This is a genomic window from uncultured Shewanella sp. (assembly GCF_947495455.1).
In the GTDB taxonomy this organism is placed as follows: domain Bacteria; phylum Pseudomonadota; class Gammaproteobacteria; order Enterobacterales; family Shewanellaceae; genus Shewanella.
The window spans coordinates 41,189-56,372 of record NZ_CANLZC010000028.1 but is presented as its reverse complement, the minus strand read 5'-3'; the positions used below and the strand labels follow the sequence as shown (position 1 = coordinate 56,372).

9 protein-coding genes are annotated in these 15,184 nt (G+C 36.7%); 5 read left to right on the top strand and 4 right to left on the bottom strand.

Annotated elements, in window-relative coordinates:
* The first annotated feature begins 816 nt into the window (after positions 1–816).
* The 3 genes from Q0791_RS09910 to Q0791_RS09900 all read left to right on the top strand — a co-directional run bounded on the left by Q0791_RS09910 (position 817) and on the right by Q0791_RS09900 (position 4,447).
* Entirely contained in the window at positions 817–2,289 is a 1,473-nt protein-coding gene (locus Q0791_RS09910) for a hypothetical protein (protein WP_299005524.1), read from the top strand.
* Positions 2,290–2,531: 242 nt separating this feature from the next.
* Positions 2,532–2,951 carry a hypothetical protein gene (locus tag Q0791_RS09905; RefSeq protein WP_299005522.1) on the top strand — a complete coding sequence of 140 codons (420 nt, stop codon included), beginning with the start codon at positions 2,532–2,534 and terminating at the stop codon, positions 2,949–2,951.
* A 215-nt stretch (positions 2,952–3,166) separates the two neighbouring features.
* Positions 3,167–4,447: an alpha/beta hydrolase-fold protein gene (locus tag Q0791_RS09900; RefSeq protein WP_299005520.1), complete on the top strand. Its 1,281-nt coding sequence runs from the start codon at positions 3,167–3,169 to the stop codon at positions 4,445–4,447.
* 333 nt (positions 4,448–4,780) lie between these two features.
* On the opposite strand, the gene Q0791_RS09895 is transcribed toward Q0791_RS09900, so the two are convergent.
* From Q0791_RS09895 to Q0791_RS09880, 4 genes are all read right to left on the bottom strand, one after another.
* Positions 4,781–5,824 (bottom strand): hypothetical protein, encoded by a 1,044-nt coding sequence (locus Q0791_RS09895; RefSeq protein ID WP_299005517.1) that lies wholly within the window; start codon positions 5,822–5,824, stop codon positions 4,781–4,783.
* Positions 5,825–5,851: 27 nt separating this feature from the next.
* Positions 5,852–6,331, bottom strand: a complete 480-nt coding sequence (locus Q0791_RS09890; protein ID WP_299005514.1) for a CesD/SycD/LcrH family type III secretion system chaperone — start codon at positions 6,329–6,331, stop codon at positions 5,852–5,854.
* A gap of 518 nt (positions 6,332–6,849) precedes the next feature.
* Complete coding sequence (gene tolC / locus Q0791_RS09885; RefSeq protein ID WP_299005511.1) at positions 6,850–8,193, bottom strand: outer membrane channel protein TolC; 1,344 nt, start codon at positions 8,191–8,193, stop codon at positions 6,850–6,852.
* Between the two features lie 98 nt (positions 8,194–8,291).
* Positions 8,292–9,041 carry a hypothetical protein gene (locus Q0791_RS09880; protein ID WP_299005508.1) on the bottom strand — a complete coding sequence of 250 codons (750 nt, stop codon included), beginning with the start codon at positions 9,039–9,041 and terminating at the stop codon, positions 8,292–8,294.
* A gap of 1,005 nt (positions 9,042–10,046) precedes the next feature.
* On the opposite strand from Q0791_RS09880, the gene Q0791_RS09875 reads away from it, so the two are divergent.
* On the top strand, positions 10,047–13,265 hold the full coding sequence (locus Q0791_RS09875) for a non-ribosomal peptide synthetase (protein WP_299005504.1): 3,219 nt from the start codon (positions 10,047–10,049) through the stop codon (positions 13,263–13,265).
* 97 nt (positions 13,266–13,362) lie between these two features.
* On the top strand, positions 13,363–15,168 hold the full coding sequence (locus tag Q0791_RS09870; RefSeq protein WP_299005501.1) for a non-ribosomal peptide synthetase: 1,806 nt from the start codon (positions 13,363–13,365) through the stop codon (positions 15,166–15,168).
* Positions 15,169–15,184 lie beyond the last annotated feature (16 nt).

The following is a 15,184-nucleotide window of genomic DNA, read 5'->3' as shown; positions in this document are numbered from 1 at the left end:
TGAGCTTATTATGGTTGTTTGGAGTATTTTACCTCAAAACCCTTGATGTGGCTGCTTTATATAAGGGGACACCTAAGCTTAGCTGTATATTTGCTGAATAGATTTTTAAGTCAAAATTTTTATTTATTTAAAACTGGATCTGAAAGGAGCTAATGTTTTGTATTTAATTGGATAGTTACGATTAATATCTATTTTAGATTGGCCTTATTGATTTTATTAATGCAAGTTTAAGTCATGTGATTTTATTTGTTTGTGTTTGTGTTTGTGTTTGTGTTTTTCAATTTTTATTTTAAAGAGCTGTTGTTCATTACATTAAATCTAGGTCAATAATGATTTAATCGAATAAAGCGATTGTTCTAATGAATTAAAGTAATGCTAAGGGAAAATGGTTAATTTGTTTTTAAATTTGTGTTTTTAATATTTTCATTTTGCATTTATAGGTGAAGTTATTTGTTTTTATATTTCATTGTTGAGTGTAAGTGTAAATAGGTTTGATCTGTGGTTTTGTAGCTATATTAAGAGTGTATTTTTATTAAATATATATAAATAAAGGGTTTTTATTTTGGTTGGCGATTTTGTTGTTCCATGATTAATGTTAATTTTAAGCCTGTAATTTCGATCTGTTTTGTCTTTTAAGATTTATTTTTGAAATTTATTTTTTCGATTGATATGATGTGTGGCATAACACAATGAGCGTGTAATTGATGCTCTTTGAATTTCTAATGGTCTGTATTTAAATGGTATTTATTTTTACTGTAGTTTTTTTGTTATTTAATAACGTCCGCAATAACTCAATCCTGGGAGTTTATGATGAAAATGTCGATTAAAAAAAGTTTGTTGGGTATTGCTATTAGTGCCTTATCATTTAATGCTTTGGCAGATTTTAATGATAATAAAAGGTCAGTTTTGAATTTAACTGGGAATCATACTTATTTATCAGATGTGATTTTAGAACGTTATAATACTCATTCTTTCAGTGGCGTTATGTCGAATGAAGAGGTAAATGAAATTGCCAATGAAATACGTAATACGGATTTTGTTTATCTAGACATGAATGAAGTGAAAGATAGGCATTTAATTAGTGAATATATCACTGAAGCTGTCAAACAGAATAAATTAATTGTTATTGAAAATATGAATAATCAAGTCATTGATGGCTTGTTTATGAGCTTTGATGCTGAAGTTGTGATTATTGAACCCAAAAAAGGTGAGCCAGATATAGTCACGACATTTGGTGGTGGTGATACGCCGATAGAATATGAAGAAGTGACACAAAGTAGCACTTCGAATGAATTAACGACTGTGTCTCATGGCCATAAACTCGCATCTTATCCAGTAGCAGACTCTTATCATGATATGATTGACTATCAACGAGAGCATGCATTAACCCAAGTGACTGATGCTATTGATGCTTCTTTTATGCCTAAAATAGCAGCTTTGACAATCTCATCGGGGGTGACGGGGGCTGAATCGGGTTATCCATGCTCGGCAGAAGCTCAAGAAGCTAAGCTGTGTTATACAGTGACTAATCGAATGAATCGCTATACCTCTCCTGATGATGGGAGAAAATCAATTTTTACTGCCGTAAGAGGTTATTCAGTCGGTGCTTATCGTAATACGCAAACGGACCATATGGATGTTTTTATTGCACCTTACGGACATGTCACGCCGACGATGGAAAATAATTCAAGATCTAGACGTGGTTATTATTTAGACTCAGTGACGTCTGCAGTAGAAGTGAGCAATGCTGCTGGATTACAGTTGACGAGTTGGATACCACAAAATGCAAATAATTCAACGACGGTGAGTACTTCTAGAGGTATGAGTCTGTCGACGGATATCTCATATGATACAAGTGGAAAGATAGGTGGAAAAACCTCTATTGGTTACAGTGAAAGCAATTCTGAGTCCATGAGCCTGCCTGATTGGAAAGTTGTTTCAAGTAATCCTGCAGGCCAAGGCGAAAATCTCACTTGGGAATATAGCTTGAGTAAGTTTTCTAATGATAATGCTTGGGTATCACATAGTGCTTTTGAGTTACCGCAATTAGCTAATGTACCCGATATTTCGCGTTATGGGCTTCAGTATTCATCGGAAGCGTTTTGGAGTGGTAGGTTGGCGCAAGTATCAGGGCAATTTTCTTTTAGTGTGGTGACTGATGTCACATTAGAAGAAAGAAGGTTGACTGACAGAGATATTTTTGGGTCCTATAAGTGGTCGACGCTATGGGAAAGTCAAGTATTACCTAAAGCTAACTATTCCATTAACCTAAACAATTTAAAAGAGTGATAGGGTTATTCGAGTAAAAAACCAGTGTCTTAGCCACTGGTTTTTTTATTACTGATTAAGGTTTAGTTAGATAAAATGGTGGCACTTTGTCATTATCAAATTGAAATTGCAAATATTAATCTAGTACTCGTTTTATCATCAGAGTATTGTCATTAATCTTCTTTTAATTAGGAGTGTAAAGATAGGTTGAGAACTGTTAGCTATGGTAGACTTCATGGCCGAAATTAAATAGAAGATTAAGTATGGGTAAGTTTTTTAAAGTCATTGTCGTATTATTCACTTTTTTATTGTTACAGGCATGTGCTAATACAGCGCTAACAGAGCGTACTGAGAATCAAGTTTATCACGGCAAGCCGATAGATAAGCTGATCAGTGATATTGGAAGGCCTCAGGCTGAATGGGCTGAGTATAATGGTGACCGAGAGTATGAGTGGTTGTTTACTCAAGCGCTTCAACAGAATAAACAGAGCCGCAATGGTGTGAGTCCGTTCATTTCGAATAAAGCAAAGCTTAATTCGCCCCAACAATGTCAATTTTTGGTATTAACGGATGAACATAATATTATTAGAAGTATTAATTTTGAATTAGATGCGTCAAATACAGGTTCAAAGTATTCTTCAATGTGCATTAAGGCGTTAGAAAAGAGAGGGCGGGTTATTTAATGTCAATGAAAGGCACTTTACTTTAACGACATAGGTGCTTCCATACATACTCAAGTGGCTATGTATTTTGTTGATCATTTGTTTTTATTTTCTGTTGTTTATTGATAGTCAATGTTATCTTGCATGAAGGAAGTGTTCGGTTTATCTGGATGAACTGTGCATAGAAACCATACAAAACAGGCTCTAGAGTGAGCTAACAATAATAGAAATGGATTATGATAAAATCAATCAATACCCTCCTATGTTTTACTGTTTTATTCTTTTCTCAGTGGGGACATTCTGCTCAGAATACGTTGAGTGAAAGAATTGCGATTCAATCTTCGTTACTTAATGAGGAGCGTTTAGTTCAGGTACTTTTACCTGAAAATTATCATGCTGATGACTTAACCCGTTATCCTGTTCTTTATCTTTTGGATGGGGATTATTTGTTTCATGGTGCATCAGGTATGTTAGACTTATTAGCCAATAAAGGGCAAATGATCCCAGATATTATCTTGGTGGGAGTGGCAGATAAAGGGACGGATAAATATCGGCAGTATATGACGCCTCAAGGATTAAGCACACCTAGGAAAGAGGATAGTAAAGGCAAAGCATCTGAGTTTTTAGCTCATATTCATTCAGAATTGATGCCTTATATGGCAAAACATTACCGCATTGCTGACAATGCGATATTATTTGGTCATTCGATTGCGGGATTGTTTGTATTAAATGCATTACTAGAATCACCAAATCGTTTTAATAGTTATTTATCATCGAGTCCATCAGTTTGGTTAAATGATTATGCCTTTGTTAAACGGGCTAAAAAAGTGATGGCGAAGAGCCAACATCATCCTGTATCCCTGTATTTATCCTTAGGAGATGAGACGCGCATGGGACAATATGGCTTGATTGATGTATTAGATGATTTGCAGCCTAAGAATATTGCGTGGCACTTTACGCATTACTCGAATGAGAACCACGTTTCTGTGGCTTTGGTCAGTTTGCGCAATAGTCTTAAGCAGATTTTTAAAGGCTGGTTTATTCCAGAAAAAGAACTGAATAACATTCAGTCTGCCGATGAGATTATTGATCACTATAAATCATTATTGGCTCAATTTAATATCAAACAAGCGATTCCAACTGCCAGTATCAGAGCTGCTATTCGTTATTTTTATCGAAATGAAAAACAAGCTGATATTAGTGATTTTATGCAAAAAGTGAAGCAAGAGTTGCCAAGCTCAGAAGCGGCTTTTGTGATCATGTTGGCCAGTTATCGAGGGCATTTTGAGTCACCTCAAGCAGGTATTACGCTTTTATTGAGTAGAGAAAAAGAGTTTGATCATTCAATTGAATATATTAAGGCGATAGCCGTGGCCTATGAGAAGGCTGATAATCAAGAGTTGGCTTTTGACTATTATCAAAAAGCACTTAATCTCGCGAAAAACCAGTATGCGAATCAATGGCAAATAAATATTATTGAAGCGAAATTATTACAAACGCATTCCATCACACAATAAGCTAATTAACCTGAACTCGGGATAATGAGTGTCAACAATATTATGAAATTCATTTAATATCAGCAAATTAAATGAAATTGGGTTATCCTTTATTTTCGAAATTGGCTTAATACTGCAATTTTTGTCGATATCAAGGTGAGATTTCGTATCTAATAGCAGGCTATTAGTAGAAAGCACAACACAGATAGGGGCAAAAATAGCGCTATTAAGCGGCGCTGCTTATTCCGAGTTCAGGTTAAGTAATGTAGGCAGAAATTTGGTGTTTGTTAAGAAGGTGTGTAAAGCCATTTGAAAAAGGTGCGTTCAAATGGCTGAGGTAAGTAAGGCTTTATTTTATGCTAATAAGACTTCAGCGATTTCTTTGTCTATGTTTCCAGTATCGGCTAACAGACGGATCCGCTCTGTGATCAGTGCTAATTCATTACTGGCATTATTATGTAGCGTGTTAGTTCGCTGCCTAGCAACTTGATGGAGATCGGATATGGATGTCAGTTTTTTTAGTTTTAATTTGAGTTGATTAGACTCTTGCTCTGCTTGTTCTAGTTTTCTTGTATTGTCCATATTGGACTCAAATTGTTTTGCGTTTTTTGCCGCAGTTTTCAGTTTGCTCTCTTCATTCTCATTATCTGTGATATTAAGATCGATCCCCATACCTGCAACGCTACTGGTCGTGCTGCTGCCCATTTTTATCATGGAAAGGGCACTGCCTACGGCTCCCGGAACACTGGCTGACGATGTGGCACTGCACCATAATGTGCTGACAGTTAGCGCTGTTTTCAATACAACAGATGTTGTATTGGCCCAATAATTGGCGTTTTCATCATCCATCCCCATTTTATCTAGCATGGCAAAAACGGCATTGCCTATGGCGTCAGTCCCCATTTTAAGGCCTTCTCCTCCGCTAGCTTTACTGCGCCAATCGGCAAATGCACAACCTGCATCGGCGACAGTAAGGGCAAATGCCACGCCTGATGCAGCCATCACAGGTACGCCTGCTCCACCAGTTAATACTGTGGCTGCAATGGACAATCCTAATCCAACTCCGGCTAAAGCCACACTAAATAAGTTTTTAAAAAAATTCTTTTTTGCAAGGTCGACGCCATTATCTTTTGCTTTTTGATCTAGCTCTGTTGAACGATTAATTAAATCCATTGATTCGAGTTTTTTTCTTCCCGAATCACTGATCTCTGCTAAGTCTAATGCATCTATTGTTCTGTTAATAGCGGGCGCCACATGTACCCAATCTGAACTGATATTAGAAAGGGGGACTTGTGTGCTATCAAATTGACCGATCGAAACTGTTGGTTTTTTTTGAGGGGTAGCGAGGTCTAATGCAGCCAAACTACTTCTAGTTATATTATCAACATGTTGAGTCATGAACACTCTCCTTAATATGGGGGATAACTAGCTAAGGATTTCTTGAAGAAAATTTTGTGCTAGTGTTCTAATTTCTGGCTGAATAGGATCGATAAAGCTTTGATCAATGCAGGTTTGTAACGCTTCAATAGACTCCGTGGGCCTGTCTATAGAGAAGTAACATTGGGCAATGCGAAAGGTCACGCCAGCATCACAAGCATCCATTAAGGCTGCGAACCCATAGAAAGACAGCGCATTTTCAAATTGTTCGAGTGCATGTAGACAAGAGGCGAATCCAAGAATATAGGCTCGCTTCCAAGGATCCTTCATGACTAAATACGTGAAGGATACTAGGGCTGATTGCATGTCTTGAGCTTGATAATGTTCAAGGGCGTCTTCGTGAACTTTATCGAGTTCAGTGTCCGTTATACCATTATAGTCAGCTTGGGTTTGATGCTCGCCAATGGCTCGTTGTATAGCATCTGCGAGCTGTTTGAGATCAGGCGTCATTTTTGTACTACTTTTCATTATCACCCTTTAGGTAGCAAAGTTTGCTATAACATATTGTTGTTAATTTTATTGTTGTAAATTTTTAAGTTTACTTATTATTTTGGTGTTTTTTATAGCTAGTCAATCATGCCTGTTTTAGGAAAGGAGATTGCATTGAGAGTCATTATATTAGCAAACAATAAATAAATAGTAAGTGGGAGAGTCAGAATATGGCTATCATTTTTATCATCAAAAGCCTAAAAACTCATCGTACCAGATGCTTGGCAGTGCCATATAGGGTAAAAACCCTTTTAGGGATGACCTAGGCATCATGAGAATACGGCCATAGAATTTAAAATAAGCCTTGAAAGCCAAATTTCCTGACAATTTGGCTTGGCATTGTGAGGTGAAAGTGAGGTTATCGCCAATGTGTTGTCTCAATGTGACTTTGAATTAAATGACATTTATGACATCAAGCAAGCCAAAATTGTCGAACCATAAGACGGTTATCAAGACATTTGTTACCTGTGGTTATTTTCAATGTGACTTCCTTAACTCTATTGTGTACTGGATTGAGTCGAGGAGATTAAGCCTTTATTGATTTCAATTAAATCTTTTTTGGTGAGTGTTCCTGCCGCTTGTTTTAGCGCTAGTACTGAATCGATGTAATCGTAGCGACTTTGTGCTAATTCACTTTTTGAATTATATAAGGTGCTGGTGGTATTAAGCACATCGACTATGGTACGGGTACCCACTTCAAAACCCGCTTGTGTGGCTTTGGCTGCTATATTGGCAGAAACAACCGATTGTTTGTAGGCTTTTATTGTGCTGATGGACGCGTTCACATTATTGTAGTCACTGCGTACATTTTGAATGACGCTTCGATGGGTTTGTTCTAATACTTGGCAAGCGTTAACGTAATCATCTTGGGCTTGTCTTACTTGAGAGTTTATTTTTCCTCCAGAATAAATAGGTACATTTAGATCAAGGGCAATGGTACCCGTATTATAATTATACTGATCTGGATAATAAGAGTTATCTATGTTTTCACTGTATTTATTGGCACTGGCATCTAAGCTTAAGGTTGGTAAATGACCTGCTTTATAGTAATTAATATTTTCTTCTGCGATTGTCTTGCCCACACTATCTGAGAGTAGCGAGAGATTTTTGTTGTTCGCTATCTTTACCCAATCTTGAATATTAATAGGTAAGATAGAGTGAGTTTCAAAATGGGCGGTGTCGAGAATGTTGAGATGTTTATCATCCACGCCAGTAATCGCTCGTAGACTTTCATAATTGTTGGTTAAGGTGTTTTTTGCCGTAATGGATTGTGCTGTGGCAAGGTCGTATTCTGCTTGAGCAGATTGCACGTCTCCGATGGGTGAAAGACCCTCCTTAAACCTGGCTTGAGTTTGCGCCAGTTGTCGCTTATAAGCCTGCTTTGCCGCCATTTTAAAACGGTAATCATCTTGAGCTGTGAGTACATTAAAGTAGGCTTTACTGACTCTTACAATCAGGTTTTGCAGTGCTGCGGCATAGGTAATATCAGCTTGAGCAGCGGTTTTCTCGGCAATGGTTAGTTTGGACCAGAGGCGACTATCGTAGATAGGTTGCGATAAGGTTAAACCGACTGAGGCGACATTACCACTTTCACTAAGGCTGGAATATTGATTATCCCAAGTACGAGAGGCGCTAAGCGTGCCACTGATATTGGGCAATAAATCGGCTTTAGATTGGTTAATATTTTCATAGAGTGAGTCACGTTTCGCTTTAGCTTGTAATACGATGGGATCATTGTGGAGTGCTTGCGAGTAGACATCGAGTAAGCTGGTGGCATGTGCGGTTTGAGTGGAAGCCAATAAGATCAAAGAAAGACATAAGGTGTGGCGCTTCAGTTTCATGTGTATATTCTCTATGGGATTGCCGTTTTTCGTTGAACGGCATTAGAATGAGTGTCTGTGATTAATGTGTCTTTTTAACGGGAGGATGCCAGCACAGATTAAGGGGGCATCACATAATCTTTTAAACAGGCTGCAGTAATGCCATTTTCTTTTAATGCAATAAACAAGGCCGAAGAGGAAAACCCTTGGCAGTTAAGCTTAGCTTTAATGGTATCGATTCGCTTGCGTTCCGCTGTTTGGCTACATTGATGTTTCCAAGCAATTTCTTTTAATGAATTGAGTTCTAATAGCCAATGTATGGTTTCCATTTCTTTACTGGTGAATTTAATTTTGCCAAATTGAAAACACTCATGTTTGACATCAATATCTAAGGGTTTCAGTATGGTAGGGCATTCTAGTTTCTCTAAAGGAAGCGGTTTTATGTTGAATTTACACCAAATTGAGCTAGCAATACTGCTAATGATAGGTTTTTTGGCGTATAAAGAGATAAGATCTTTGTCTTTTAGGCTCCTTTTGGTTGCGACAGAGAAAATATCAACAATATTTCCATAATTGTCAGTGATATCTGTTTTATACTTTATATTCTGATTTTTTAATACCTGTTGATGGTCATCATCCATATGACTCCATGATTTTATTCCTGTATTGAGCCTTTGTCCGATTTTTTTATAGAGGCCCGATGACCAGTATTGGATTAACCAATCATAATCGGTTGAAATAGGGTAGATTGTTTGATTTTTTATGTTTAATTTACTAAAGAATGCGTGGATGATATCTTCTTTTTGTTGTATTAATTGTTTTTTGAAAAAATCGCATGCTTGTTTTATTTCTTCTGAATGAATGTTCATACTTTCCCCTAAAATAGAATGCTGTTGTTTTAATATGTGCATTCTGATTTTTTTAGCTTATTAAGACGGGCATATATTGAGTATCGCTTGATACGATATAGGATTTTAAATAGTCCTAATAAACAGTAATCATGAATAGACTTTCTTTCAATGCTTTAATCCTTTAATCCTTTAATCCTTTAATCCTTTAATCCTTTAATCCTTTAATCCTTTAAATTGATTATTCATGTTTGCTATTATGATAAAAACTTGCACGTATTCTACTCACTCAATTCAATGGGATCACGTTAATATTGATTCATTATTTGTTAAATTAAATAACTGAATTATTTTTAACTTACAGTTTAGATTAGTCATTTACCTTTGTTTCTTGAATATTCATTCTTGTGTCTCTCTATTGACGTTTATTTTGTTAATTGCCGTTAATTATTTCTTTAGTGTATTTTTATATCATGATGTTGGAATATTTAAGTCACACACTTTAGATATAATATTTATTTATTGTTGATTTCTCACTTTCTCATTAACTTATTGGGTTTGTTCTATTTTCTGTTTATTTTGCTCTTGGTGCTTCATTGTCAATTTGCGAACGTTAATATTATTATAAATAAAGAATCTATATTAGTTAATCATTTTTATGTAGTAAAAACTTTCTATATAATTTAAATCATATCGCTCTAACATAACAGTGATCAATATTCAAGGTGTGGTTTTTATAACCTGACAGTCTGTATCTTTGTTCTTAGAATGCATTTGTCGATAAATTCGAATGCAGATAATAGCGTGTCATTAAGAGACTTGTTCAATCAATAAAACATAATGATGTTAGTCTTTATTAAATGCTGACAATGATATCGATATGACATGGTTATTAATAATAGTTACGGTTATCTATAGCGATAATATTTTGGATTGATTGGTGTGGCGCATTGAATAAGAGGGCAATTGACTTTTTCTTTGTTGTCATATTCATTTCGAAGCGTCCAGCACAAAAGGTGAGAGCGTATGGGGTTTTTATCGATAAGTCATATCATTGATCATGTGTCAATGGAATATTGGGATAAGATTGCTGTTCAAGATCACAAGCAATCAGTTACTTATGGAGAATTAAAAACCTTATCGGATGGTGTTTCACATTATTTTCAACATCACTGTGAATATGAAAAAGGAGGCGTTGTTCTCGTTCATATTGAAAAAAGTGTTTATTTACCCATTCTATTATTAGGGATACTAAAAGCAGGTTTAGCCTATATTCCATTATCAGAATTCCACTCAAGTGAACAAATAACATCAATTGCGCTCGATGCTAATGTGAGTATGTTATTAACTGATAATAAAGTTATTGAAAATCAGTTGGTTAAAAACTTGGGTTTGCATAGCTGTGATATGGCAGCAATGCTAACAGAAAAGACGCCTATTAGGGTGCATTCTCCTCACATTGAATCCAATGATCTTGCTTATATTCTTTATACTTCGGGTTCCACTGGAAAACCTAAAGGCGTTATGATTGAGCATGCACAGTTGAGTTATTATTCTGCATGGTTTGCACAGCAGTCTTGGGGAAGTGACAAGCCTTGTTTACCTTTTACCTCTGCGGTGAGTTTTGCCGCAGCAGTCAGTCAAATATTTTACTCGTTACGTCGCGGCGAAGTCTTGTATGTATTGCCTGAAGATTGTTTACGTAACCCCCAATTTTTACTGACTTGGTTTGGTCAACACCGTCATGCCGCCCTTTATTGTGTCCCTACGATTTGGCGAGAGCTGCTGACTTTCTTTAAATTAGCCAATCACGATCACAATGAATTGGCATTACCCACAGTGGTGTTATTGTCTGGAGAGGCGGTTCCTGAAACGTTAAAAAGAGACAGTTTTCAATTAGTCCCCGAGTTACGACTCTTTAACTTATATGGTCCAACGGAAGCAACAGCAAATGCGACCTTCTGTGAACTCTTGCCTGAGATCCCCGTGCATTTGGGGCAGGGCATCGAAGGCACGGATATTTTGTTGCTCGATGAGCATAAAAAAAGGGTGGCTAAGGGGGAAGTGGGAGAGCTTTTTATCGCAGGAGAAGGGGTGGCGAGAGGTTACTTAAATGATCCTGAGCGGACACAGCAGCGTTTTTGCACGGTATTAAATCAACAAGGTCAAGGTGTATGGGCACATGCTAGCGGTGATTTAGTCAAAATAAATGAAGATGGTAGGCTGATATATTTAGGGCGAAAAGATTGCCAATTAAAATTGAATGGTATTCGATTCGATGCTGAAGATATTGAGCAATTGATCTGTCAATACTCAGGTGTAAGTGCTTGTCTTGTCAATATCTATCACAATCATAATGATATTCACTCCTTGGTGGCTTATGTGTTACTTGAAGAAGATAAAGCCTTGCAGTCTTCCCAGCATGAAACCTTGCTTCAAAGTCAACTAAGCGCATTTTTACAAGAAAAAATAGTGCATGCTTTAATGCCAAGTCATTTTATCTTGTTAAGTGCATTTCCTAAGCTACCTAATGGAAAAGTGGATAAATCTCGTTTGCCTCATCCCAAAGGGGATAAGTATCAGGCTGCCAAATGTAATCAAGGCAGTGATCCCCAGATCACCGCCAAGCTAGAGTTTGACAATGAACTATCCATTGAGAAAGCATCCATTGAGAAAGCATCCATTGAGCAATCTATGTTGGCTATCTGGCAAGCAGTACTAGAGTGTGGAGCGATTAGCTTACAAGATAATATCATTGCATTAGGGGCTAATTCTCTGCATTTAATTCGAGCGCAATCCCTTATTCAGTTAAAGCTGGGCTATATGCTGTCTTTCAACGATTTTTTCGATTATCCCAGTATTGAGACCTTATCAAAAAAATTAATGTCCATGGGGCAAAACCAGCCAATGTCAGCGATAAAGCCTGTTTCTTCTAAGGCATTACTCAGTCATGAGCAAACCTATTTCATGATGCTCGATTTATTCAGTGATAATACGGATTATCAAATTTATTTTTTTCATGAAATTAAAGGTAAATTGAATAAGCAAGCTTTAAAAGAGAGTCTGTTGTGCCTAGTTGAACAAAATCCAGTGCTATTGACTCGAATTGATCTTGATAAAGCTGATTATATTGATCTTCCTTATACGCTCGATGACATAAGCTTTATCGAAAAAAAGGTGTCACTGAAAAACCTTGAAGATCCCCAGTGGTTGCGTCAATGTGCTCAGTTCGTTTGTGCTGACATAGACTCAGGTCCCTTGATTCATTTTCAGCTGTTAACCGTTGGGAATGAACATCATGTGCTGTTGCATACTGTACATCATATGTTGTTTGATCATGAATCAATCAAGTTGTGGTCTCATCAATTAATCAAGCAGTATCAAGCACGAGAGCTGAATAAAGAGGAGGTTGCTCTGCAAGTTGATGACTATGATCATTATATAGCGTATCAACAAGGTTTTATGCAGGAGCATCGTCAGGCTGGATTCACTTTTTGGCGTGAGCAGTTAAACACTGATTTTAGGTTTTCATCCGCCGAGTGTGTTTTTGATAAAAAGGGGAATTGCCCTAAACCGTCAAGATCAAATGGCAATACACTGGATGTCGTGAGGTTATGCAAGACAGTGAGAAGCGATAATTTACTGACACTGGATTATCGACTGGGCGCGTTAAAGCATGTTGAAGAATATGCGATGGGCAAGCAAGTGACAGTGTCTATGGTGTTACTGACCGCTTTTTATTCCGCTTTATTACAAACTCATGGGCAGCAAGCTTGCCAAGTTGGGATCCCCGTGTCTAATCGAAGTTTAGCCGACTTTCCTCAAACCTTGGGTTGCTTTGTTAATATGATTAATTTCAGTGTTCAGGGGGATAAAGATGTGTCTTTTAATGAGCTACTCATTCAATGTCGAAACAGTTTCTTTAAGCGTTTACCCTATGCGTATATGAGCTATGGCGAGCTTGTTGATGATTATCGCCAAGAGAAACAATCTGCAGTGATCCCCTTTACAGCCAATTTTAACTATTTAACGCAATTACCCAAATTTAATCTTGAAAAGTCTTCGTGGGTGGTGAAAGAGTTACAACCTAATGCCGTTAGGCAAGGGATCATGCTCACGGTCGAAGAAGATCAAGATTCATTAATGGGGTATTTGAGTTTCGATATTCAGAAATATTCCAATGATGACATTAATCAATTTTCAAGTGTGTTTGAAAGCATCATCAATCGTGAAGTGTATCAATAACTCTTTTTAATCTTATTACTCATACTTGTTAATTTATATTTTTAATTAATATCATCAGAATGACAGTTTAGCATTTAAAATAAGGTGGAGGCATTATATGGCTTTTGAACGTTTATTGCACTCAGTATTAGCGCGATCGTTTACATTGTTTTCCAATAATATTGCAATAAAAGTGGATAATAGAAATATTCATTATGAAGAGTTATCTTCCATGAGTGATGTTATTGCTCAAGAATTAATTACTCATGGGATAAAGCCGGGAGATGTGATCGGTGTATATTTAAATAAAAGTGTAGAAATGATTGCTTGTTTAATTGGGATTATGAAAATAGGCGCAGTTTATTTACCTTTAGACACTTCTTTTCCTGAAGAAAGACTGAAATACATGATAGAAAATTCAGAAGCAAAAGGGGTGATTAATGACACACAAAATAAACCGTTTCCCATTATTCATTCATTATTAAATGTTAATTTAGTTGATATTGATTGGGAAATAAAGGTAAGGTTTGACTCACCAATAATTGAGGATAGTTGTCCTTGTTATGTTATTTATACATCAGGTTCAACAGGTCGGCCAAAAGGGGTATTGGTTTCACATCGAACTGTGGTGAATTATTTACAGTGGATGCAAAATGCGTTTTCTCTATCTTCAAAAGATGTTGTTCTTGCCCAAACAACCTTTAGTTTTGATGTGTCGGTTTGGGAAATGTTTTGGCCACTTTGTATTGGAGCAAGTTGTGCTCTGATTGCGGATGAAAAGAAATACGATCCTGTATTGCTTATGGAGTTTATGCAAACACATGGCGTGACAGTTGCCCAGTTTGTGCCTACGGCTTTACATACCATAGCAGATGCAAAAGTGTTTAAAGATTGTCACCAGCTCAAGCACCTTTTCTCTGGAGGAGAAGCCTTAGATCAGGCATTAGTCAGGCAACTATCATCACAAACCTCAGCGGTAATTCACAACTTATACGGTCCAACAGAAGCGAGTATATTTTGTTTTCATTGGGTGGCGACAGCTAAAAAAGATAAAGGCTATGTTCCCATTGGTAGGCCTATTCCCCATGCTAAAGCTTACGTGCTAGATGAACAAGGCGGGCTTGTCACTCAGGGGGGAGCGGGTGAGCTGTATTTATCGGGAGATATTTTGGCTAAAGGCTACATTAATAATGTGTCTATGACAGAATCTAAGTTTGTTAAGAATCCTTTTATTGATGCGTTTTTTGATGATATTCGCATGTATAAAACCGGAGATAGAGTACGAGAGCGTGAAGATGGCGTGATGGAATACTTAGGAAGAATGGATAGGCAAGTTAAAATACGAGGCCATCGAATTGAATTGAGTGAGATTGAATCTGTTATTTTTAATATTGATGGAATTAAAAATATTGCAGTGAGTTATGAAAGTGAAGTGAATGAGAATAATCATTCAGACGTCGACAATAAAATATTAAAAGCTTATTTTACATTGAAAGACGGTTCAGAATTAACTATTCAAGAAATAAAAGAATACCTCAGCGAATATTTACCTTTTTATATGTGTCCATCTCAATTTATTGAGTTAGAAAAAATGCCCACGCTCAATAATGAGAAAACCGATTATTCGCAGTTGGATTCAGTAAAAAGAATTATCAGTAAAATTAAAAGAGAGTACATTATGCCTATATCTAAAAGTAATCTAAAAAATGATACTGAGTCGAAAGTCATGGCTATTTGGAAAACAGTATTAAATAAGGACAATATTTCATTAAGTGATAATTTCTTCGATGTGGGAGGCAATTCATTACTCATGGCAAAAGTGCATCGAAATATAAAAAAAGAGATCACGGATAAAGTGTCAATAATGGATTTGCTTCAATTTCCAACCATTAAAAAACTCAGTCAACACATAGATAAGCAATAGTCACATCATCCATTTA